This is a genomic window from Dyadobacter sp. CY326 (assembly GCF_021390515.1).
In the GTDB taxonomy this organism is placed as follows: domain Bacteria; phylum Bacteroidota; class Bacteroidia; order Cytophagales; family Spirosomataceae; genus Dyadobacter.
Genome location: NZ_JAJUXI010000004.1, coordinates 366,456 through 390,335, shown reverse-complemented (window position 1 = coordinate 390,335; position 23,880 = coordinate 366,456). Strand labels below are relative to the sequence as shown.

Here is a 23,880-nt window from a genome sequence, read left to right as displayed (position 1 = left end):
TAACCAATATTGTAAAATTTGCTACTATTCATTTGGTTCGAATCAATACTTGAACATAATAAATCAATTAAGCTTATTCCGTTTTCAGCGATTTCACTGGATTGGTTAATGCGGCGCGTAGGCTTTGGTAACTGATTGTGGCCAATGCGACTACAACGGCGCTTATTCCTGCGAATGCAAAAATTGACCAGTTAAGTGCAATTTTGTATTCAAATCCACGCAGCCATTTATCCATAAAATAATAACCGACCGGCGCTGCCAGCACAATCGAAATCAGGATTAGCAATAGAAAATCCTTTGAAAGAAGCGAAACGATGGCAGTTACAGATGCGCCAAGCACTTTTCGAATGCCGATTTCTTTCATTCGTCGCTCTGCGGTGAAGGTTGCGAGGCCGAATAAACCCATGCAGGAAATCAGCACGGCGACGATGGTGAATGTGTTAAAAAGCGCCGCGGTCCGCACTTCGTTTTTGTAAAGCTTATTGTAAGTGTCATCCAGAAAATTGTATTCCAAAGGATAATCTGGCAGCATTTCTTCCCAAATCTTCTGCGTGGCGCGTATGGCCTCTGCATCCCTGCCCGGGTGGGCCTTTATATAAATTCCAAGACTCCAATCAAGATCATTGAACATGACCAGCGGCTGGATTTTCTCGCGCAGACTTTTGTAATGAAAATCCTTAACCACACCAATGATCACGCCTTTTTTGCCCTGAAAATCAAATCGCTTTCCGATCACCGGCCTGGTTAACCCCAGCTTTTTGACAGCCGTTTCGTTCAAAACAACATTCTGTTTATCAGCGACACGGCCTTCATCAAACCAACGCCCATCGGCCAATTTAATGTTGAACATTTTATGAAAATTTGCTTCAACCGAAAGTTGCGAAACTGTTGGATTAAAGTCCTTGGGCCGCCCATCCCAATCGTAAGAGCCCGTGGTGCTGCTGTTGATCTGCACAATGCTCTGGCTCGAAATGGTGGCGTCTGCAATGCTTGACTCTCCCAAAAGTCTTGCTTTAAAGGTCACTGGCTGCACTTTTGCCTTCATTGCCCAGGGCAGGTGAATTCCAAAGGCGTGGGCACGGTCATAACCCAACTCCTTTTCCCTTATAAATTTCATTTGCTGATAAACCACAAGCGCGGAAATCAAAAAAACGACCGTGACTGTAAATTGCAAAATGACCAATCCTTTTCTAAAACCGGCATTGGAAGATCCCAGCACATTATTTCCACGAAGAATTTCAAACGGCTTGAAAGAAGAAAGCAACAAAGAAGGATAAATGCCAGTCAAGGCAATGGCTGACAAAGTAGTCCCTATGAGCACAAACCAAAGCGGTTTGTTGGAAAAATCGAGTTCGAAAGTTTTGTCCGTAATGCCATTAAAAGTGGGCAAGAGCGCATAAATCAGCAACATTGCCAGGAGAAAAGCACCCACACAAGTCAGGATGGATTCGGTCATGAATTGTGCAAAAAGGTGCGAATGCTTGGCGCCCAGCAACTTCTTAACGCCGACCTCTTTGGACCGAACGCTGGCGCGCGCCGTTGTAATGTTGACATAATTAATGCAGGCAACGCCCAGGATCACAATGGCCATTCCAAAGAAGATGTAAATTGTTTTCCTGTCTCCTTCGCTCTTGTCCGTGCCTTGTATCTCCCTATTGAAATGCATATTGGTCAGCGCCTCAGCTTCTAGCACAATGTCCTTGGAGGGCTTTCCCTGGTCGTCTTTTTTGTTTCGAGAAATAAGCGCTGTGAGTTTTGCGCCCACTTTTTTGCGATCCGCGTCTGCTCTCAGCAATGCAAATGTCTGATAGTTGAACTGATTCCAGCTCCTGTCACTTTCCAAGTTTTTTGGATTGGAAAGATAAGCTTCCAATGGCAAGATGAAATCAAATCGAAAGCTGGAATTAGGCGGGTTATTTGCGAAAACTGCGGAAACGGCATAATCAAGCGAATCTATTCTGATAATTTTACCAACTGCCGCCGCCTGCCCAAACAGCCGCTCAGCCTGTGCTTCTGCAATCGCGATATTTCGCACGCCGGAGGCAAATTGCGCAGCCGAACCATCAACGAATTTGTAATCAAATATTTTAAACCAATTGGTGTCAACATAAGCAGCATTTTCACCCATTGTTTTTACCTGACCAATCACGAGCGGAAGACTTCCAGGTGCGTTGAGCCGCGTAACGGCCTCTATTTCAGGAATGGATTTACTCTCAGGAGCAAGCAAAAGCGGCGTGGTTGCCCAGTTCCAGGTTTCCTGTTTGCTGACTTGCAAATGCGTAATGATCCTGCTGATGCGCTCGCTTTTACTATGAAAACCGTCGTAACTAAGCTCATTCTGAACCCATATCAAGATGAAAACCGCTGCAACCATGCCGCCTGTCAGCCCGGCAATGTTGAGACTTGTAAATAAGGCGGAACTGCGCAGGTTTCTGAATGCAATTTTGATTTGATTACTAAGCATCGGCGTCAATGTTTTCCTGTTTATTCACTTCTTAATGACTTTGCCGGATCGAGCATTGCCGTTCGCAAACTTTGATATCCGACCGTCAGCAAGGCAACCAGAATGGCCAAAAGAGCCGCAGCGGCGAAATACCACCATGAAATGTCAATGCGATAGGGAAAATCCTGCAACCACATATTGACGGCATAATAAGAGAATGGCAGCGCGACAACAATGGCGACGAGCACCAGTTTGATGAAATCGGACGACAACAATGCGGCTATGCTGGCCACCGAGGCGCCTAGCACTTTCCGGATGCCGATTTCCTTCACGCGCGTTTCGGCATTGAATGTAGCGAGTCCGAAAAGTCCAATGCAAGAAACGAATATGGAGAGCACTGCGGCAAGCGTGATCATTTCTTTCCATTTGGCTTCCGATTCGTATCGTTTTTGATTTTTAACATCTTCGAATTGATAATCAAACGGCATGTAAGGGACATGCTTTCGGAAGACTTTTTCAATCGCTTTGACGGTTTCAACTGTGTTTCCCTTGCTCAGTTTGAGAAACAATGTGCTTAATCCATAACCGGGATCTTGTGTCATTAGCAGGGGTTTGATGGTGTCTTTCAGCGAGGCATAATGATAGTCTTTGACCACGCCGATGACCGTTGCACGTTGTTTTTTCCATTCGAAACTCACTTCCTTACCAATCGGATCTTTCCAACCCGCCTCCTTCACAAAAGCTTCATTCACCACCACAGACTGAATGCGATCAGAAGGAAAGCTTTTGGAAAAATTACGCCCCTTCACGACCGGAATTTCCAATGTTTTCAAGAAATCGTCATCCACCCCAATGTAACCAAAACCTATTTTACCAGACTCAATTTCTGCGAGCGTTCCATTATAATTTCCATTGAATGCGGCAATTTTATCAATGCCGGCCATGCTTTGCAATTCGGTTTTTACAACGTCAAGATATTTCTCTCCTGAGCTGCCGCGCCCCAGACTGAAACTCATCAGGTTTTTATCATTATAGCCTAAGTGTTTGTTTGTCAAATATTTGAATTGAGAATAAATAACAATGGTGCCAATGACCAGACAAACGGACAAGGCAAATTGGAACACGACCAAGCCCTTTGTAAGATAATTTTTCTGCGTCAACTTGGTTCGGTTATACAGCGTTTGCGCGGGACTAAAACCTGAAAGCACTAGCGCAGGATAGAAACCAGCAACCATGCCGGTTAACAGGAATAGGGCAAAATAACCCGTTACGAGCTTGATATCGAACAGATAACTGAGCGCCAACTGTTTGTTCGCCAACTCATTGAATGTTGGCAAAACGCCAAGCGTAAGAACAATAGCAAAGGCAAATGCAATGAACGAAAGCAGGAACGATTCGCCCAAAAATTGATACATCAATTGCTTGCGCTGACTTCCAACAACTTTACGGATGCCAATTTCCTTCGCCCGGTTAAGTGACCGCGCGACAGTCAGATTGACAAAGTTAATGCAGGCAATGAGCAGGATAAAAATCGCGATGCCCGATAAAATGTAGGAATAAATCGGGCTGCTGCCTTTTCCTAAGCCATTGCGAATATCGCTTGTTTCGTTATCGAGGTGAATGTCTAGAAACGGTTGCAGGCTGAAACTGATCTTTTGGTCGAAGTCCTTAATCTTGCTGATCTCTTCCGCTGACTTTGTTTTAAAAACCTGATTTAGTTTTGGAATGACCGTTCTGTAATCCGCTTTTTCGTGAAGCAGCACGAATGTGTTCATATAAAACCCCAACCATTCTTTATCCGTCCAACCTCTGGCAATTTGCAATTCGAATGGGATAACGGCGCCAAACTGGATGGATGAATTTTGCGGACATTTTTTGGCAATGCCGGCCACGATAAATTTCTCAAAGCCATCACCAATTTTCAGCTCCATCGTTTTACCGACGGCATCCTTTGTATTAAAATATTTCTCCGCTATTTCTTCTGTCAAAACAATCGAATTGACATTGGCAAGCACGGTTTTGGGATCGCCTGCAACCAGCGGCATGGAAAACACTTCAAAAAAGTTATTGTCAGCAAAAAGCACATCTTCACTCAGCAGCTCGTTGCCTTTTCTGGTTACGAATGAATTGCTCTGCGCTCTGACAATCTCTTTAATTTCCGGAATTTCCTGTTTGAAGCTTGGCCCATGAACGGTGTTCGTGCTGCCAATTGTGCGCGTTTCGCGCGCATCTGACATGGTAACCTGGATCCGGAAAAGCTGATCTTTCTTTTCCTGAAAGCGGTCAAAACTCACCTCGTCTTTGGTATAAAGCACGATAAGCATGCAACAGGTCAGTCCCAGCGACAACCCAGCAATATTGATAAAGGAGAAAATCTTATTTCTCGTCAAATTACGAATCGCAATTTTAAGATAGTTCTTGATCATGGCTATAGCGCTGATGGTGGCTTATGATTATGGCATTTTTTAGTTAACTTTGATAACACGCAAATACATTTAACTATGGAACTGATCAGGGAAATCATAGTGCCAACCGGCAACTCCTACACAATTAATCTGCCCGACGAAATGATTGGGAAACAGGTCGAGGTGATCGCTTTTGAGATTGAAAATAGGTCATTCGACGAGAAAATTGACAAGATGGCAAAGCTCAATGACTCACTTCAAGACTTAAAAATCGACTTATCTAACTACAAATTCGACCGCGACGAAGCAAACAATTACGATGACTAAAATTGCTGTAGACACCAATATCCTAATATATCTGCACGAAGAACCATCTTCCAATAAAACAGTTCGAGCAAAGGAAATTATAACTGAATCCCCGGTAATATCAGCGCAGGTTATTTCTGAGTATTTGAATGTTTTGAAAAGGCTTCTCAAAGTGCCTAAGCTGCGATTGATTGAACATTGTCTTGTTTTGGTTGAAGCTTGTGAAATTGCACCTATCGACTCACACATTCTTGCCAAGTCAAAACAATTATTAGTTAGATATGACTTCCAACTATTTGATAGCATTATCGTCGCATCCGCATTGGAAGCCAATTGCAGCATCCTGTACTCCGAAGATCTGCAACATAACCAATTGATTGAAAATAAACTGACCATCATTAATCCGTTTATTTAGATTGTTACATTAGGACAAACAATGTGTATTTCAGTTTTTTGTAAATAGGTTATTATCGAAAGAAGCCCCCCCTACTCACTCCGCAAACTCTTTACCGGGTTCATTAATGCGGCTTTGATGCTTTGGAAACTTACGGTTAGCAGCGCGATTGTGATGGCGATGGCTCCTGCGGCGAAGAACATCCACCATGGCAAGTTTACGTGGTAGGCGAAGTCGCTAAGCCATTGATTCATGCCAAACCAGGCAATGGGCGTGCCGATCAGTATGGCGATGATGATGAGCCTTAAAAATTCTTTTGAAAGCAATGTGACAATATTGGCAACGCTTGCTCCAAGTACTTTCCGCACACCGATTTCCTTGGTCCGGCGCTCGGCCGTGTAAGCCGATAAACCGAATAATCCGAAGCAACCAATGATGATTGAAATGACTGCGAACGTGATAAAAATCTGTCCAACGCGCTGTTCGCTGCGGTAAACTTCATTGAAATCTTCATCCATAAACCGGTAATTGAATGGTTGTCCCGGTGCCATTTTTTTCCAAAGCTGCTCAACCCGACCGACGGTTTGGGCCATATCGCCGCCATTCAATTTGAAAACGACGGTTCCATTGCTTTTGTCAAGCACCAAACTCAGTGCCATAATATTTTTCTTTAACGATTCAAAATGGAAGTTTTTTACGACGCCAATGATTGTGTAAGTCACCTTATTAGCCATTGCGACGTCATTATATCCAAATATCCGTTTTCCAACCGGATCTGCATATCCCAAAACTTTCGCTGCTGCTTCATTAATAATAATGCCAGAAGAATCGGAAGGGAATTCTTCTTGAAAAGGCCTTCCGCTGGCCATTTGTAAACCCATTGTTTTTACAAAATCATAATCAACCGACCATTTCTGCATATTAATGCCTTTTTCCTGTTGCATCTGGCCAACCGGAAAGAAAGTGTGATCGGTGCGGGAGGATGGGGTTGGCAAGAAGCTTGTTACTGTCGCAGCGGCCACATTCGGCAGTCGCATCACTTGTTCCTTGAATGCTTTAACTTGATTATCAAGTGCATAGGCGTCGTTAACGATCAGCATTTGATCTTTATTGAAGCCTAACTTTTTGGTTTGAATAAAATTGAGCTGCTGATAAATCACGCCTGTGCCTACAATGAGCATGACGGAGATCACAAATTGAAAAACAACGAGTGCATTGCGCAGATTGCCTCCCTTTCCTTGCAGCTCCACGCTGTTTTTCAAAACTTTTAATGGCTTGAATGCAGATAGGAAAAATGCGGGATAACTGCCCGCCAACACACCGACTACGCCGCCCGTAACCAGCAACGCAACCCAAAACCAAACTTCCTGTATCGGAAAACTGACTTGCTTCCCTGCCAGATTGTTGAACAACGGAAGCGCCACATAAGCCAGAACAACAGCCAATGCAAGCGAAAAAAAGCTCAGCATCACCGATTCTGTCAGAAACTGGCTCACGAGCGAGGACCGCTCAGAACCCAAAGCCTTACGCACACCAACCTCTTTTGCCCGGTTTGCAGAACGCGCCGTGGCGAGGTTCATGAAGTTTACGCAGGCGATCGTGAGCAGGAATAATGCTACAACCGCGAAAATATATACGTATTGTACATTGCCGTTCACATTGATCTCAGCGGTTCGGCTTGAATGTAGGTGAATTTTGGTAAGCGGCATGAGCGTGTAACGCAGATAACTTCCCGATTTGCGTATTTCGTTCAGCGAAGCGCCGAGAAAACTCACAAGCCATTTGGCCGTATATTTTTGCAAAACAGTCTCAAAATTGCTTTCGAATTGTTGGGCATCGACGCCCTCTCTAAGCAAAAAATAAGTGATGTAATTATGGCTCCCCCAGGCATCCAGACGGCTTTCTGCACTCGTACTCATGGAAAGCAACATATTCACATCACGCAAATGCGACTGCTTGGGAATGTCCTGCATGACGCCGGTAACGGTGTAAGTTTCCGAATTATCGACGATCAGCGGCTTTCCTAACGGGTTTTGTTTTCCAAAATATTTGACCGCATTGCTTGCTGAAATCACAACCGTGTGCGGATCTTTCAGCGCTTTCTCCCGATCGCCCATTAAAAGCGGGACAGAAAACACTTTGAAAAAAGTGGAATCGGCAAAATAGACGTTGTTCTCTTTAAAATTTTCGGCAACTTCTGCCCTGCGGACAAGCTGGCTGCCATTTTCCCGCAATCTTACAGCCTGCTCAATCTGCGGATAATCCTTCTTCATTGTAAACGCAAGCGGATCTGGCGCAACAGCAAGCGACATGTCCGATCCGCCATAGCGAATATCTGAATTGACCCTGAAAATCCGATCCGCGTTGGCGAACGATTTGTCATAACTCAGCTCATCAAGCACATAAAGTGTGATCAGCAGGCAGCTCGACAGCCCCAACGCGAGTCCGAAGATGTTCAGAAATGAGTAAAACTTGTGTTTACGCAGATTCCGCCAGGCGATCTTGATGTAATTTTGCAGCATGTAATTTGGGTTATTAACCTCTTTGCAACGCTACACGTGCACTTTCTCTGTCACGATCTTGCCATCAAAAAGATTGACAATGCGATGTGCAAAACCCGCATCATATGGCGAGTGAGTCACCATTAAAATCGTAGTTCCGGCTGCATTAAGCTGGCTGAGCAGGTTCATCACTTCTTCCCCGTTTTTGGAGTCGAGGTTACCTGTTGGCTCATCCGCAAGGATCGTTTTTGGTGTGGCAACTACGGCCCGTGCAATGGCAGTTCTTTGTTGCTGTCCACCCGAAAGCTGCTGCGGAAAGTGGTTGCGGCGGTGCATCATGTTCATGCGTGTAAGCGCAGCTTCTACTTTTTCCTTGCGCTCGGCAGGAGGTGTTTTTAGATAAAGTAATGGGAGCTCAACGTTCTCATAAACAGTAAGTTCGTCGATCAGGTTAAAGCTTTGGAACACGAAACCAATGTTTCCTTTACGAATCTGGGCACGCTGTCTCTCTGACATCTTCGCCACTTCTGTTCCGTAAAATTCGTAGGATCCTTCGCTTGGATTATCCAGCAGCCCCAGGATATTTAATAAGGTTGATTTTCCACAACCGGACGGTCCCATGATGGCGACGAATTCGCCGTCTTTTACATCCATGTCAATGCCGTTCAGGGCTGTGGTTTCTACTTCTTCCGTAGAAAAGATCTTATGAAGGTTGTTAATTTTAATCATTTTTTTCTTAGGCTGTCGGCTTCCAGCGATCAACTGTCGGCCTTTTGGTTATGATTGATTAATTGATTTACTGATAGCGGTTTTATTCAGCTTAAAATTCAAGCACTTCATTGTCTCCAAAGTTCTCGTATGAACTTGTAATGACCTTTTCTCCTGGCTGCAAACCTTCCAAGACTTCGAAATATTCTGGATTTTTGCGACCCAATGTAATCTTGCGTTTCGCAGCACGCTTGCCATCTTCACCCACAACATACACCCAGTTTCCGCCGGTTTCTGAGAAAAATCCGCCCACAGGAAGTAATGTTGCCTGCGAAGGTTGACCCAATTGCAGACGGATCGGCGCGGATTGCCCTCTTTTGATCAACTCGGGAGCGCCTTTATCGAACTGCATATCCACTTCAAATCTGCCGCTCAAAACTTCCGGATATATTTTAATGATCTTCAATCCATAATCTTTTCCATTGAATTCCATCGAACCCTGCAATCCCGCAAAAATCCTGGAAATATAATGTTCATCAACACTCACACGCATTTTGAAGCCGTTCAGGTCATCTATTTGTCCAATGTTTTGTCCCTGATTAATGTTCGATCCTACTTCCACATTCATTGAAGAGAGCAAACCAGAAACCGGAGCCTTCACCGAAAGGTTTTCAAGCGTTTGTCTCCAAAGATTTACGTTTTTCTGTGTGCTGGCCAGTGTTCCTTCCAACTGTGTGATCTGCATTTTTGAGTTTTCTTCCTGATACTTTTGAGATTCAACTTCAATGTCGCGTTGCTTGGAAAGACGCTCAAATTCTCTTTTTGTCTTCAAATAATCCGCATCCGGGATCACCTTATCCTTATATAGCTTCGTGTTACGTTCATGTGCATCCCGCGCCTGATCAATCTGGAAATCGAGTTCGCTCAATGTTTTTTGCAGATTAAATCGTGCAATGCGCAGACTCTGACGCGTATTTTGAAGATCGTTAACCAGTCGGCTGGCTTCTGTTTCTGATTGCAAAAAGCTTAGTTTTAGGTTCTGGTTTTCCAGTTTCAAAAGTACCTCGCCTTGCTTTACCATGTTTCCACCTTCAATCAGTTTTTCTGTCACATATCCGCCTACAATCGCATCGAGCTGGATAGTTTTCAATGGTTGAACCACACCGGTAACGACAATGAATTCGTCAAATTTTCCTTGCTTAACGGTCGAAACAGTGAGCTTGTCCTGCTCCACATTGAGCTTGCTGCGCTTATCTGCAAAAAAGAATTGATATACAAGAAAGGCCACTAGCAACGTGCTGCCGGCGATTATGCCAATGCGTTGGGTGGTCCAAAACTTTTTTGGTTTTATTTTGTCCATTGTCGAGCCCCCGGTGAAACCGTTGTTACTGGTGCTGGATGAGTTAGGTGTTTTGACTTCCATTATATTGTTGGTGATTGGATTCGCTGTTAAACTTTGATCTCTACTATCCAATCCCTATGCCAAAGAAGGCCATACCCTACAAACTCTTTAATATCAGTGATTTAACCTTATTTAAAACCGTTTGCAATGTCCGATAATGGACAATTTTGTTCGGGTGCGGACAAGCGTTTTTATAGCCTGACGGGGTAAAATAGTTACTTTTTAAATGGTTAGAAAATTAAATTTCAAATTGCATATACTATCTTACGGCCACAATTGCCCATAGCGGAAAACACCCCGTATGAACCCCAAAAATAGCCATGCAACTCTCTGAATCTAAAATTCTGATCATCGATGATGATGTCGACGTCCTAAGTGCGGCCAAACTGTTATTGAAGCGGCACGCCAAAGCTGTTGACATTGAGAAAAACCCACAAAAACTGCCTTTCCTCGTCACCAACGGCGATTATAACCTGATTTTGCTGGATATGAACTTCACGCGCGACGTAAATAGCGGACGCGAAGGTTTTCATTGGCTGGACCGCATTCTGGACATTAAGCCGGCTTCAAAAGTGATCATGATTACAGCTTATGGAGACATTGAAATGGCGATTCGGGCGATTAAAGCGGGTGCAACGGATTTTGTGTTAAAGCCCTGGGAAAATGACAAATTGCTGGCGACAATTAGCGGAGCGGTTGAGGGCGGAGGGGAGAAAATGCTGGCTGTGGTTGAGGAAAAATCAAAAGATGACGGCAAGAAGGGCAAGTCTGCCGGTGAGGCGATTGTGGCTTCGAGCGAATCCATGAAACAAGTGCTTGCAACGGCCGAACGCGTTGCAGCCACCGATGCTAATGTGCTGATTTTGGGAGAGAACGGGACTGGAAAAACGCAATTGGCAAAGCACATTCATCAACATTCCAAACGGGCGGACAAGCCGTTTGTGGTGGTGGATTTGGGTGCATTGAGCGAAAGCTTGTTTGAAAGCGAGCTTTTTGGTCATGTTAAGGGCGCGTTTACGGATGCAAAAGAAGACCGTGCGGGCCGATTTGAAGAAGCGAAAGGTGGGACGATTTTTCTGGATGAAATTGGAAATTTGACATTGGCCCTGCAAGCAAAACTATTGACGGTCATTCAGGAGCGGCGGGTTACGCGTGTGGGCTCCAACAAGCCCATTGCCCTGGACGTGCGGCTGCTTTGCGCGACCAATATGAACATTGAAAAGATGGTGACAGAAAAGACATTCCGCCAGGATTTGCTTTACAGGATCAACACCATTGAGCTGGATTTGCCGCCATTGCGTGAGCGTCCCGAGGATATCAGTGCCCTTGCAGAATATTATTTGAAACAATATGGCAAGAAATACAACCGGCCTGTCAACGACATCAGCAGCGCGCTGATCAAGAAAATGCAGCAATACAACTGGCCCGGAAATATCCGGGAATTGCAGCACGCCATCGAACGGGCTGTGATTCTTTCGCAGGAAAAAACATTGCAGCCGGACGACCTCTTCCTGAAAAGCTCCGGCGGACAACCTACGACCGCAACCGGTTTCGACCTGGAAGACATGGAGAAAACATTGATCGTGAAAGCAATGAAACGTTTCAATGGAAATATCACTGATGCAGCCCGGGAGTTGGGTTTGAGCAGGGCCGCACTTTACAGGAGAATGGAGAAATACGGCCTCTAAGTGGCATGTTTTTTGGGTTATAGCTGAATAAAAAGACTCATTTTAATTATCAATTTATTCTCGTAATGACCAAATATCTTTCACTGATATCCTTTCTGCTTTGCTGCAACCTATCATTTTCACAAGAAAATAAAATTACTCCCGTCCCGCTTAAAAACGTTAAAACAAAGCAAGGATTTTGGCATAATCGTGTGGAAACTGCACGGAATGTCACTGTTCCGCATGCGTTGCACCAATGCGAGGAATCAGGTCGGATTGACAATTTTGCGGTTGCGGGCGGATTAAAGAAAGGGAAATTTGAAGGCGTTCGTTTTAATGATTCGGATGTTTTCAAAGTGGTGGAAGGCGCGGCTTATGTGTTGCAAAACCAATACGACCCGAAACTAGATCATTATCTGGACAGCCTGATCACGCTTTTTGCGGCGGCGCAGGAGCCGGACGGCTATTTGTACACAATTCGTACTATAAACAAGGATACAACCGGTTCTTACGATTGGATTGCCGGACCTTACCGATATGGCTTTGAAAACGGCAGCCACGAACTCTACAATGTGGGGCACCTTTATGAAGCCGCCGTTGCCCATTACGAAGCAACCGGAAAGAAAACACTACTCGATGTTGCCATCAAAAATGCAGATCATTTGGTCAAAACATTTGGCCCAAATCCGGGCCAGCTTGTTGTCGTTCCCGGCCATCAGGAAATTGAAATTGCGCTCATAAGACTGTACAGGACCACCGGCAAAAAGGAATATCTCGACCTGTCGAACTTCTTCATTGACATGCGCGGCCGCTCCGACAAACGTGCGCTATATTTGGATGAGCACAAGCTCGGACCCGCTTATTTTCAGGATCAAGTGCCTTTTGTGAAGCAAAAAGAGGCGGTGGGACATGCTGTTCGTGCGCAATATTTGTACACGGCCGTTGCGGACATGCTGACCATTCAGGACGAGCCGCAGCACAGTGCCGCCATCCACGCGATCTGGGATGACGCGACAGAGAAAAAACAATATATCACAGGTGGAGTTGGCGCCCGAGAAGATGGCGAGGCTTTCGACAAAGCATATGTGTTGCCCAATGACAATGCTTACGCGGAAACTTGCGCTGCCATTGCAAACATGCTTTGGAACCATAAAATGTATTTATACACGGGCGAGTCCAAATATATGGATGTTTTTGAGCGCGTGCTTTACAATGGTTTTTTGGGTGGAATGTCTGTTGCGGGGGACAAATTCTTTTATGTAAATCCGATGGCTTCCAATGGTGTCAACGATTTCAATAAAGGTTCTGGCGCGGAAAGGCAACCCTGGTTTGGAACAGCTTGCTGCCCTACAAATGTTTCGCGCTTCTTGCCTTCCATGCCGACTTACATTTACGCCACAAAGGGCAATGAGCTGATCATTAATTTGTTCGCTGACAATGAAGCCACATTGACCGTTAACAGCAATGCGGTCAAACTTTCGCAGCAGACGAATTACCCTTGGGATGGCAATGTGCGAATCTTGGTTGACCCTGAAAAATCGGCCAACTTTACGGTTTCCGTGCGGATTCCTGGCTGGGCAACAGGCGAGGCAATTCCTGGTAATCTGTACACTTATACAAACAAAGAATCCAAGCCTGTAACGCTGCGGGTGAATGGCAAAAACACACCTGCAACCATTGAAGAAGGCTATATCAAGTTGGCCAGAACTTGGAAAAAAGGCGATCAGATTGAGCTTGCACTCGATATGCCGGTCAGAAAAATCATCTCTAACGACAACATTGCCAGCAATAAAGGCAAAATAGCCATCGAACGTGGGCCCGTTTTGTATTGCGCGGAAGGCCATGATAACAATGGGAAAGCACTCGCAATCCCGGTTTCCGAAAACCAAAATTTCGTCCCATCTTATCAGCAAGCGCTGCTTGGCGGCATGAATGTGTTGAAATGTGACACAGAAAATGTAACGCTCATTCCCTATTATGCCTGGGCGAACCGTGGGGCTAATGAAATGGTGATCTGGTTTAACAAGGCCCAATAAATCAGCCGCAATTCCCCAATTCTGAAAACCGGCCTATCGTTCCAGAATGCAACATTTGCAAACGTATATGTGTAGTTAAGTCTTCATCGTCAATCTAAATTGGCAACTAAAAGGCCTTTGTCCGCTTGGTACGAATTTTTAAGAAGGGTGCATCAAAAGGATGAAATTATCCTTCACTGTCAAAACAACAAACTTAAAATTTCAAGATTATGAAAGCGACTAAAAATAAAGCCGTTAACCAAATTACAGGAACAGATAGCGAAAAGCTGAAAGAACTGTTTGTAGATGGACTTAAAGACATCTATTGGGCAGAAAAAAACCTTGCAAAGGCATTGTCTAAATTGACTAAGAGTGCAACTTCGGAAGAATTAAAAGCTGCATTTGAACAACATACTACTGAAACAGAAGAGCATGCAGTTCGTCTGGAACAAGTTTTTGAATTGGTTGGAGAAAAAGCGCAAGCTAAAAAATGCGCTGCAATGGAAGGCCTTATCGAAGAGGCTAACGAAATAATCAACAGCACTGAAAAAGGAACAATGGTTCGTGACTGTGGATTGATTATGGCAGCACAAAAAGTTGAGCATTATGAAATTGCATCTTACGGAACATTGCGCAACATCGCCCGCACCCTTGGACATACGGAAGTAGCTGATTTGCTGCAAACTACATTGGATCAAGAAGGCGAAACAGACCACAAATTGACTGAACTTGCTGAAACTTATGTAAATGAAGAAGCAAGCGCAGAATAAGCATTAACACTTCATCATCAGATTAAAATAAAAAGGGGTTGATCAATTGATCAACCCCTTTTATTTACCCAACTATTTTATTTCTCAGGCCAGATTCAGTTTGCCATGATCTCCGCCATCAGGCGTTGAGCCAGTAAGCACTGCTTTTACCATTGAGAAAAAAACCACCATTTGCGATGAAGTTGCATCCCAATAAGCAGCCTCGTCCGTTGTCACTTTTAGCACAACAAGATTTGGATCTTCTTTTCCCTCAGGAAACCATGCTTTTGACATTGGATTCCAAAGCTCCTCTTTTCTTGTCTCGCTTTCCACAATTTCGGCCGTTCCGGAAACGCTTATGTAAGTGTTATTCTTTGGTTCCGAATAAATCAATGTAACCGGTTCGCCGTGATTTGTGGAATCACCAATTTCGGTTTTACGGCTTGTGAAAAACCAGGCATTGCCTTGCTCGTCTATTTCAAGTGTGGTCATCGGACGCGACTCGATTTTCCCGTTTGTGTACGTTGTATACATGCAAAACCGGATATCTTCTGCCAGCGATTTTAATTTTTTGATCGCATCCTTATCCTGAAAGTCCTTTTCCATGTTGTTATATTTAGATATCTGAAATGTTTCAAAAATATCTTAAAACAACTATTCCAAGCGATGGTTACTGGCGCAGCAGTTTTTCATATTCTCGCTCCGCCAACCCTTTCTCATCCAGATTTCCGTAAGCGCCAATGTAATGCATTGACAGCCCAATTCCCCAACCCAACATTGGAAAAACAGGCCATGGCAGGAAGTTGTCCCCATAATTTGGAAATGTCGTGGCCAGCCACAGCAACCATAATCCGGCATTGACAACAAGATAAGCGCTGAGGTGCATCTTAAATGATGCTCTCTTTTTGGCTTTTCTCCAAAGAAATTCGTTGCGTGGCGTTTCCATATCCTGAGTTCGTTTAGAATGAATGTTTAGTTTAGCGGCGCCTGAATTTCCCATTTGCCTGTGACAAATCTAATGTGAAGCCGAAGGCGGTGCCAGCCGTTGCAGACAGAGTTGATAATAACGCAGATGAAACAACAATTTAACGAGATGAACTTCTTGCCAATTGGCTAAAATTCAAGTCGGTAATTGAGGACAGGGATCAAACCTGTCTGTGTTGTTGTCCGGATAACCTGATCTTTCGAATCATAATGCTGCTCAAATGCATTCAGCCGATTCGTTGCGTTTTGCAGATCCAAGGAGATCGTTGATGCCGTGCGTTTCCTGTTTTTGGTATAACTCACCCGCACATCGGACCGGAAATAAGTCGGCAGTTGCTGCGAATAAGCCCTCGTCCAGTCCAGCTCAGTTTTGCCCGTTTGTTTCGATTTTTCAAGATCAATGGGTGTAACCCGGTTTCCGCCAGCGGCCAGCATTTTAATGTTTGCAGCAAAAACATTGGTTTTATTTTTGCCAACTTTCCATTCTTTTCCGGCTAAAACATTTTGCACAAACCGCCCGTTAAATCTGCTGTCCCGCTCAATTCCATCCCTGCCCGTGTATTTGGCCTGATATAAAGAGGTTGTGCTCATAAGATAAATTCCGCCGGTCAGAGACTTTTCAATGGTGAGCTCGACGCCGTAACTGCGCCCTTTTCCATCGCTCATCAGCGAATCGGTTGTAAACCCGCTGATCTCATTTATCTGGGAATTGTGCAGCAAATAAGGCTTCGTTGTGTTTGGCGAACTGATCGGCACATTGTAATGATGCTGGTAATACGCCTCCGTCAAAAACCGCCAGCTCGCCGCCGGACGAAATTCATATCCCGCAACAAAATGCGCTGACTTCATTAGTTTAAGATCTTTGTTAACGGGCGCGGTTTTGCCATTTTCGCCATTAACCTGGGCAAAATAGGTTGAAATATATTCCGTTTTGCTGTGAAGCCCTGCGCCGAAACTAACCGTGGATTTTGGCGCCACGGCCCATTTCAGTCCTAATCTGGGTTCGAGGGAAAACTGGTTATTAAGCCCGAGTAACATGCTGTGAACGCCCGCATTGACTGTAACCGTCGGCGATATACGCGATTTGAGCTGAGCATAACCCTGAAAAAGCTGCGTGTTCCCTTTCTGATCCAGATAAGTGTGAAAAGAACCGTTTTCGTTATTCCGGTCAAAAAGGTTAAAGTCAAGATGATTAATAATGAAACCGGCGCGAAATGTATTCCTGGCGTTGTGCTTATAATTGAGCATTGACGAAATCCGAAGCGTTTGATTGATGAAGCTCTGCCGGTAAGAAATCTGTTTTTCGGCAACGTCCGTGTCATCGCTAACGCTGGTTCCTGCATAGGAAATAATGCTTTCGACATAGGTTTTTTTGTTGACATACCTGAGATAATTAATGCCCAACATCCCACGGTTGGAGGTGAACATCTCCTTTTCCCCACCCGAATTTTCCTTGGATGTGCTGATCCCGCCCATTCCCCAAACCGTCACAACTGAATTATCATCAGAAGGAACGTGTATTTTAAAAGCGCCATCCTGGAAGTCAGTCGTCGCATCACCGGAAACTTCCAGGCCTAATTTGCTCAAAATAGAAAGTGTGGAATAACGATAATTGGCCAGATAGGATGCGCCGCCCTTGGCTCCAATCGGCCCTTCCGCAGCAAAATCGAGCCCTAGCACACCAGCCTGCAAAGCATATTCGCGCTTCTCATTATTGCCTTTCCTTAGTTTCAAATCGAAGACACCGGAAGTGGCATTGCCATATTCAGCCGGGAAAGCGCCGGTCAAGAAATCAGAATTCCCTAAAACATTGGCACTCAATGCGCTGATGCCTCCCCCGCTCGAACCTTCCTCGCCAAAGTGATTTGGGTTGGGAATCTCTACACCTTCCATGCGCCACAGCATTCCTTTCGGGCTATTCCCGCGAATGATGATCTGGTTGCTGCCGTCGTCATTGGTTGCTACGCCTGCAAAGGACAATGCCATGCGGGCCGGATCATTGACCGAAGCGGCAAAACGCTTGGTTTGATCCACGGTGAAAGAACGTCCGCTGACGCTCACCATGTCGTTCAGGGGCGCGCCGTGTTCCTTTTGCGCCTTGATCACAACCTCGTTCAAGGCCTTAAACGATTCTCGCAGTTTAATGTTAAGCTCCACTTCCTTCCCCGAGCCAACATTGATTTCTTGCAAAAATGCGTCATCGTAGCCCATGCTGCTGATTTTGAAAGCATGTCTTCCCACTGGAACATTTTCAATCCGGAAATCTCCATCCACATTGGTTGCGCCGCCCATGATCGGGTTTAGCGAAGTGATGACGACATTAGCGCCAATAACGGGGAGCTGGGACTCAGCATCAATAACGCGTCCCTTCACAATTTGAGTCGGCTGCTGCGCATAAGCCGAAGAAAAGACCGCCAGAGCGATCAGGATGATCATTATATTTCTCATAGCTAACAGTTTCATTTCTGACAACCTGGCTATGCTTTACCCTAGAATGTTTTTGGGAAAAAATTTTTTTTTGAGAATTATCATCATGATCCCCAGGAAATTGAAGCTTCGTAACTTGCGAATTTTTCGTCCTTTGTAACCACAGTCAAATTTCCTTCACTTGATTGGGCAATAATAATGCGATCAAAAGGATCATGTTTCTTCAACCACTACTACACCATCACCCGCAATGGCACGGGATCGAAAAAATGATTCAATGGTCCGTTGCCGTTTCCTGTCTTTACATCTTTCCCTGCTTCTATGGCTCCGGAAATATATTCTTTGGCGAAAATGATTGCTTCGGGAAGCGAGTTTCCATGCGCCATGAATGTAGCAATGGCCGTGGATAATGTGCAGCCGGTGCCGTGCAGGTTCGGACTTTCAATATAGCTGGATTCGAAAATTAAAGGTTGCTGGTTGGGTTGTGCCAAAACGTCGAAAAGTGTTTCAGAAATCAGATGACCGCCTTTTAGCAAAACAGCCTGGCAGCCTTTTTCAACCATTTCCATTGCAGCTTTTTGCATGGCTTCCAGAGAATTAACTTCCATGGAAAGGAATCGCTTCGCTTCGTCAATGTTGGGCGTGACCAGATTGGCGATGGGGAAAATTTTATCCCGAAAAACATTGATCAGCTCTACATTGGAAAGTTCTGTGCCGCTGGTGGAGGTCATCACCGGGTCAACGACAACGAACCGCGGTTTGAAGCGCTCCATGATTTCAGCAATGACGAGCGCATTTTCTACACTTCCAATCATCCCGATTTTGACGGCATCAACCGTGATATCCTCTAAAACGGTGACCAGCTGCGTCCGCAGAAATGTTGCCGGAACGTGCATTGTATCACGAATTCCGACTGTATTCTGCGCAGTAAGCGCGGTGATTGCCGATGTGCCGTAACCGCCTAATGCGCCAATTGTTTTCAGATCGGCCTGAATTCCCGCCCCGCCGCCGCTGTCTGATCCAGCTATTGTTAGTATGGTTGGATATCGGTTCATGAATGGTCCGCGATTTGTAAATACTTATCGGTGAATGTAGTAGTTTTGAATAGTTTTAAAAATAACAATCCCGCTAATAATGATTAAAGCTGCCATATTTGACATGGACGGATTATTGATTGATTCCGAGCCAATCTGGACAGACGCTGCGCGCAAGGTGATGCATCAAGTGAATTTTACCATTTCCGACGCACTTAAAAATCAGACGACTGGTTTGTCCATCAAACTTTTTCTGGAATATTGTTATAAAATACAACCCTGGAACACGCCATCTTTCGAGAAACTGGAACACATGATTTTGGAAATGGCGCATAAAAATATCCTCGCCAATGCCGAAGCCATGCCGGGGGCGATTGAGTTGGTAAAAGCGCTGAAACAGCAAGGCTTAAAACTTGCCGTTGCTTCTGCCTCGCATATGGATTTGATTGAAGGTGTGCTCAAAAGGCTCGATATTATTGACTACTTTGACACCTGGCATTCGGGTGAACTTGAAGAATTTACCAAGCCGCATCCGGCCGTTTATTTGACCACTGCCATCAAATTGGGCGTATTACCCGAAGAATGCATTGCTTTTGAAGACTCACATGCTGGCCTGAGATCGGCGCATGCGGCAGGAATGATCACCATTTCGGTGCCTGCGGCGGATGTTTTCGAAGATGCAAAGTTTGATTTGGCACATTACAAAATCAGCTCATTGGACAAATTTGTCCTGAGCGAAATGTCCGGCGTGCCGCAAAGCACATTGGATAATTAGTATTAAAATCCTCTATTTGGTTCTTTAATGATCGGACTTCGGCATTTCAGTATTGTGATTATGATCAGGATAATCGTCATTGTCCTGAGTGTTGTTGCCATCACCTGGCTGGCGAACAAGCATACCAACGAAATGTTGGTTTATGTGCTGGGGACAATTTTCATCTTCATTCAGGGGTCGCTGCTTTACAATTATGTTACCAATGTCAACCGCAAGCTGACCTATTTTCTGGAATCGGTTCGCTATTCCGACTTTACGATCAATTTTCGGTCGGATAACAAAATGGGGCGCACATTCAAGGAGCTTAACCAGCAATTCAATGAAGTGCTGCACGCTTTCAGACAAGCCAGGGCCGAAAAAGAGGCCAATTTGCAATATCTGAACACGATTGTCCAGCACATCGGAACGGGGCTGATCACTTTCGACAGCAATGGGCAGGTTAATCTGATCAATAATGCTGCATTGCGGATGCTGGGCATTTACCGATTGCACCAATTGAGTGAGTTAAAAGACAAGCATCCAAGACTTTACGAATTGCTTTCAACATTGGACAGCGGTGTGCGCGAGCTTTACCGGACGCCGTCTGACCAGCCGCTCGCCCTGCAGGGCGCGGCGATTCAGCTTCGGGGAATGTGGGTCAGGATTGTGGTTTTACAAAATATTCAAACCGAGCTTCAACAGCAGGAAGTGGAATCGTGGCAAAACCTGACGCGCGTTTTGCGCCATGAGATCATGAACTCCATGACGCCGATCGTTTCGCTTGTTGGAACAATGCGATTGATTGTAAATGAGGACATTGAGAAATCAACGAGCGATTTGGAAGCGGTTAATGATTTAAAAGAAGCGCTTTACACGCTCGAAAAGCGCAGCAAGGGAATGATGCAGTTTGTGAATGCATATCGCGATTTTACGACGTTACCAAAACCAGTTTTCGCGAATCTCAGCGTTGCAGAACTTTTGCAGGAAGTGATTCAATTGCTGCAAACTGACCTCACAGTCTCCGGCGTTCTTTGGAAAATCTCTGTTAAACCGGACACATTGACGGTGAAAGCAGATGCCAGCCAGATTCAGCAAGTGCTCATTAATCTTGTCAAAAATGCCTCGGAATCTTTTTCAACACAAACAAACCGGTTGATCACATTGTCTGCTTATCAGACAGATAACACGACGATTATCGATGTAGCGGACAACGGCGATGGCATTGAGCCGGAAGCCATTGAAAATATCTTTATTCCCTTTTATACAACCAAAAAAACGGGTTCAGGGATTGGACTAAGCCTTTCGCGCCAGATCTTACAGCAACACAACGGCCAGCTCAATGTCTCTTCCGAAGTCGGCAAAGGAAGCGTTTTTACATTGATTATTTAGCCGCCAGCTTGCTTTTACGATAGCCGTAACTGAAATAGATCACCAATCCAATGGCAAGCCAGATTACAAAAATCAGCCAGTTGGAAGAGCCAAGTTCGGTCATTAAATACAGGTTGGTAAGAATTCCAGCAACAGGCAAAACGGAGAAGTTGTGTTGATAGCTCAGCACAGCAAGAATGCACCAGGTAATCCAGAAAATAATTGTAAGCAGCTTATGCTCAATAATTTCCATTGCTGACATATTTTTCCATTCCGTGATAACGCTTTGTCCGTAAAGCGCAAGCGCAACGATTGCAATGATTAACAGCAGTCCTACAACATATTTTCCATTCAGGTAAGGCACGCGAAATTTGGATTGTGCCGAAATGCCTTTGTGATCGAGATAAAGAACGCCTGCGCAGACAAGAATAAATGCGAAAAATGTTCCTACGCTAGTTAAATCCACGAAGAAATCCATCTTGAAAAACAATGCTGGAATTCCCACAACAAAGCCCGTGACAATGGTTGCGAAGGAAGGCGTTTGATATTTTGGGTGAATTTTTGAAAAGCGTTTCCATAGCAAACCGTCGCGGCTCATCGTCATCCAGATTCGCGGCTGCCCGAGCTGATACACCAGCAATGCACTCGTAATCGCAATCACAGAACTTACTGAAATGACGCCAGCCATGAAATCAAGGCCATTTTTTTCAAAAACAAATGCAAGCGGATCACTCACTTTCAACTCCGAATAATTAACCATCCCGGTCAGCACAAGCGTAATCAGAACATACAAGATTGTGCAGATTACCAGACAGTAAATCATCGCTTTCGGCATGTCGCGCTGCGGATTTTTACATTCCTCCGCCGTTGTGGATATAGAGTCAAATCCAATAAATGCAAAGAAAACGGAAGCCACACCGCCCATCACACCTTTGATCCCGTTGGGCGCAAATGGCGACCAGTTTTCGGGTTTTACATAAAAAGCTCCCGCAATGATCACTAACAAAACGACGCCAATTTTGAGCACAACCATGATGTTACTCGCAGTCCTCGATTCCCGAATCCCGATATAAACCAATGCGGTAATCAACAATGTAACCAAGCCCGCAGGCAGATTGAGCATAATATGAAAGTCCCCAATGGTCGGGGCAGTTTCGTAAGCCGAAGCAGCAAAACGCTCGTAAGTGCTTAATTCAGCCGCACCGGCGCCTTGTAACTTGGCAAATGCTTCGGACGCAGTTTCATGATTAACAGTGAGCCAGCCGGGGAGGACAATGCCAAAGCCTTTAAGCATGCCCGTAAAATACTCCGACCAGGAAATGGCGACAACCATATTGGAAACAGCATATTCCAGAATAAGCGACCAGCCAATGATCCACGCAAACAGCTCGCCAAAAGCAACATATGCATACGTGTAGGCACTACCGGACACCGGAACCGTGCTCGCAAATTGTGCATAAGACAATGCAGTGAATACGCAGGCAATGGCAGTGAAAATGAACAATAATGAAACGGCAGGCCCTCCATTATAACTGGCGACGCCAATCGTGCTGAAAATTCCCGCTCCCACAATCGCAGCGATTCCAAGGGAAACAAGATCCCTGACGCCAAGGATTTTTGCTAGGCCGCCATGTTCAGCGGAATTGGCGTCTATAAGTATCTGATCAACTGTTTTCTTACGAAAGAGAGAAGAATTTTGTTTCATGCAGGAGCTGATTGAACGAAGTCACAGTATGTAATAAGTTGGCTAAAATAATGATATTCTCAACGCATCTATCCATGCATTGAGATTTTGTTTAATAAATCACAAAATTTCCGTAGAAAATTCTTCGGTGCGAATCAAACGGGCCAACAATGTGTTTGACACCATATATTTACTTAATTTTCCGCACCGCAACCGCCACAACGTTCATGAAAAAACTAATTACTCAACTTGTCTTTACGCTACTTTTTATTGGGGCTTTGCATGCTCAGGATATCAAAGCTTACACCACTGCCCAGGCGCATTCGCATAATGATTACGAAAAAAAGGGAGCGTTTGTAGATGCTTACGACCAGCAGTTTGGCTCCATCGAGGCTGATTTGTTTTTGGTCAATGACAATTTATTTGTAGCGCACAATCTTCCAGACATTAAACCCGAAAGAACTTTCAGTGCGCTTTATCTCAACCCGATTGTTGCAAGTGTTGAGAAAAACAGCGGAAGCATTTATCCGCAAAAGGATGTCCAGCTGCAATTGCTGATTGACCTGAAAACGACTTCCGAAGAAACACTGGCTGCATTGGTTAAGGAATTGGAACCGCATAAAGATATTTTTGCGCCCGCAGGTTCTGTAAAAATCGTCGTTAGCGGCAACACGCCCGACCCGGCTTCTTTTGATAAATATCCGGAATATGTTTTCTTCGACGGTCGCCCTGAAATCGTTTACACACCCGATCAGTTGAAGCGCGTTGGACTTGTTAGCCAGGCATTTGCAAAATATTCCAAATGGAATGGCGAGGGCCCGTTGCCTGAAAAAGACAAAAAAAGCATTCAAAAAGTGATCAAACAGACGCATGATCTTGGAAAAAAGATCCGTCTCTGGGCAACGCCGGACAACATTAACTCTTGGAAAATCATGATGTCGCTTGGCGTTGACTATCTTAATACGGACAAGGTGCGCGAGATGGGCGACTATCTCAGAACTGCCCCGCGATAGGAAGTCCGAATAAAGCATCGGCGTAT

At 44.9% G+C, this 23,880-nt stretch carries 18 protein-coding genes; 8 read left to right on the top strand and 10 right to left on the bottom strand.

Annotation, left to right across the window (positions count from 1 at the left end; translation table 11 throughout):
• Window positions 1-73 precede the first annotated feature (73 nt).
• Window positions 74-2,464: an ABC transporter permease gene (locus LZG73_RS09990; protein ID WP_233848346.1), complete on the bottom strand. Its 2,391-nt coding sequence runs from the start codon at window positions 2,462-2,464 to the stop codon at window positions 74-76.
• A 20-nt stretch (window positions 2,465-2,484) separates the two neighbouring features.
• Window positions 2,485-4,869 (bottom strand): ABC transporter permease, encoded by a 2,385-nt coding sequence (locus LZG73_RS09985; RefSeq protein WP_233848343.1) that lies wholly within the window; start codon window positions 4,867-4,869, stop codon window positions 2,485-2,487.
• A 75-nt stretch (window positions 4,870-4,944) separates the two neighbouring features.
• Here LZG73_RS09985 and LZG73_RS09980 point away from each other — a divergent pair, with 75 nt between their 5' ends.
• Together LZG73_RS09980 and LZG73_RS09975 are read left to right on the top strand one after the other, a co-directional pair.
• Window positions 4,945-5,175, top strand: coding sequence for a hypothetical protein (locus LZG73_RS09980; RefSeq protein ID WP_233848341.1), 231 nt, complete (start codon window positions 4,945-4,947; stop codon window positions 5,173-5,175).
• Window positions 5,168-5,569: a PIN domain-containing protein gene (locus tag LZG73_RS09975; protein ID WP_233848340.1), complete on the top strand. Its 402-nt coding sequence runs from the start codon at window positions 5,168-5,170 to the stop codon at window positions 5,567-5,569. The genes LZG73_RS09980 and LZG73_RS09975 overlap by 8 nt, the downstream gene beginning before the upstream one ends.
• 71 nt (window positions 5,570-5,640) lie before the next feature.
• Here LZG73_RS09975 and LZG73_RS09970 read toward each other — a convergent pair whose 3' ends face one another.
• The 3 genes from LZG73_RS09970 to LZG73_RS09960 all read right to left on the bottom strand — a co-directional run bounded on the left by LZG73_RS09970 (window position 5,641) and on the right by LZG73_RS09960 (window position 10,117).
• A complete protein-coding gene (locus tag LZG73_RS09970) occupies window positions 5,641-8,070 on the bottom strand; it encodes an ABC transporter permease (RefSeq protein WP_233848339.1) in 2,430 nt (809 codons plus the stop codon).
• 30 nt (window positions 8,071-8,100) lie between these two features.
• Complete coding sequence (locus LZG73_RS09965) at window positions 8,101-8,778, bottom strand: ABC transporter ATP-binding protein (RefSeq protein ID WP_082213583.1); 678 nt, start codon at window positions 8,776-8,778, stop codon at window positions 8,101-8,103.
• A gap of 91 nt (window positions 8,779-8,869) precedes the next feature.
• A complete protein-coding gene (locus tag LZG73_RS09960) occupies window positions 8,870-10,117 on the bottom strand; it encodes an efflux RND transporter periplasmic adaptor subunit (protein ID WP_233848639.1) in 1,248 nt (415 codons plus the stop codon).
• A 362-nt stretch (window positions 10,118-10,479) separates the two neighbouring features.
• Here LZG73_RS09960 and LZG73_RS09955 point away from each other — a divergent pair, with 362 nt between their 5' ends.
• From LZG73_RS09955 to LZG73_RS09945, 3 genes are all read left to right on the top strand, one after another.
• Window positions 10,480-11,847, top strand: a complete 1,368-nt coding sequence (locus LZG73_RS09955) for a sigma-54 dependent transcriptional regulator (RefSeq protein ID WP_233848334.1) — start codon at window positions 10,480-10,482, stop codon at window positions 11,845-11,847.
• 65 nt (window positions 11,848-11,912) lie between these two features.
• Window positions 11,913-13,862, top strand: a complete 1,950-nt coding sequence (locus LZG73_RS09950; protein WP_233848332.1) for a glycoside hydrolase family 127 protein — start codon at window positions 11,913-11,915, stop codon at window positions 13,860-13,862.
• 209 nt (window positions 13,863-14,071) lie between these two features.
• Window positions 14,072-14,611, top strand: a complete 540-nt coding sequence (locus LZG73_RS09945; RefSeq protein ID WP_233848329.1) for a ferritin-like domain-containing protein — start codon at window positions 14,072-14,074, stop codon at window positions 14,609-14,611.
• Window positions 14,612-14,695: 84 nt separating this feature from the next.
• Here the strand turns inward: LZG73_RS09945 and LZG73_RS09940 are convergent, their stop codons facing one another.
• The 4 genes from LZG73_RS09940 to thiD all read right to left on the bottom strand — a co-directional run bounded on the left by LZG73_RS09940 (window position 14,696) and on the right by thiD (window position 19,056).
• The gene (locus LZG73_RS09940; RefSeq protein WP_233848325.1) at window positions 14,696-15,196 is read right to left on the bottom strand and encodes a pyridoxamine 5'-phosphate oxidase family protein; all 501 of its coding nucleotides are present in this window, start codon (window positions 15,194-15,196) and stop codon (window positions 14,696-14,698) included.
• A gap of 64 nt (window positions 15,197-15,260) precedes the next feature.
• Entirely contained in the window at window positions 15,261-15,536 is a 276-nt protein-coding gene (locus LZG73_RS09935; protein ID WP_233848323.1) for a 2TM domain-containing protein, read from the bottom strand.
• 167 nt (window positions 15,537-15,703) lie between these two features.
• The gene (locus LZG73_RS09930) at window positions 15,704-18,022 is read right to left on the bottom strand and encodes a TonB-dependent receptor (protein WP_233848321.1); all 2,319 of its coding nucleotides are present in this window, start codon (window positions 18,020-18,022) and stop codon (window positions 15,704-15,706) included.
• A gap of 212 nt (window positions 18,023-18,234) precedes the next feature.
• The gene (thiD, locus tag LZG73_RS09925; protein WP_233848320.1) at window positions 18,235-19,056 is read right to left on the bottom strand and encodes a bifunctional hydroxymethylpyrimidine kinase/phosphomethylpyrimidine kinase; all 822 of its coding nucleotides are present in this window, start codon (window positions 19,054-19,056) and stop codon (window positions 18,235-18,237) included.
• Between the two features lie 79 nt (window positions 19,057-19,135).
• Between thiD and hxpB the strand changes: the two genes are divergently transcribed.
• Both hxpB and LZG73_RS09915 read left to right on the top strand, forming a co-directional pair.
• Window positions 19,136-19,810, top strand: a complete 675-nt coding sequence (gene hxpB, locus LZG73_RS09920; protein WP_233848315.1) for a hexitol phosphatase HxpB — start codon at window positions 19,136-19,138, stop codon at window positions 19,808-19,810.
• Window positions 19,811-19,870: 60 nt separating this feature from the next.
• Window positions 19,871-21,178, top strand: a complete 1,308-nt coding sequence (locus LZG73_RS09915) for a PAS domain-containing sensor histidine kinase (protein WP_233848312.1) — start codon at window positions 19,871-19,873, stop codon at window positions 21,176-21,178.
• On the opposite strand, the gene LZG73_RS09910 is transcribed toward LZG73_RS09915, so the two are convergent.
• A complete protein-coding gene (locus LZG73_RS09910) occupies window positions 21,171-22,862 on the bottom strand; it encodes an amino acid permease (protein ID WP_233848302.1) in 1,692 nt (563 codons plus the stop codon). The two genes, LZG73_RS09915 and LZG73_RS09910, sit on opposite strands and share 8 nt — an antisense overlap.
• Window positions 22,863-23,068: 206 nt before the next feature.
• On the opposite strand from LZG73_RS09910, the gene LZG73_RS09905 reads away from it, so the two are divergent.
• Window positions 23,069-23,854: a phosphatidylinositol-specific phospholipase C/glycerophosphodiester phosphodiesterase family protein gene (locus tag LZG73_RS09905; protein WP_233848298.1), complete on the top strand. Its 786-nt coding sequence runs from the start codon at window positions 23,069-23,071 to the stop codon at window positions 23,852-23,854.
• The last annotated feature ends 26 nt before the right edge of the window (window positions 23,855-23,880 follow it).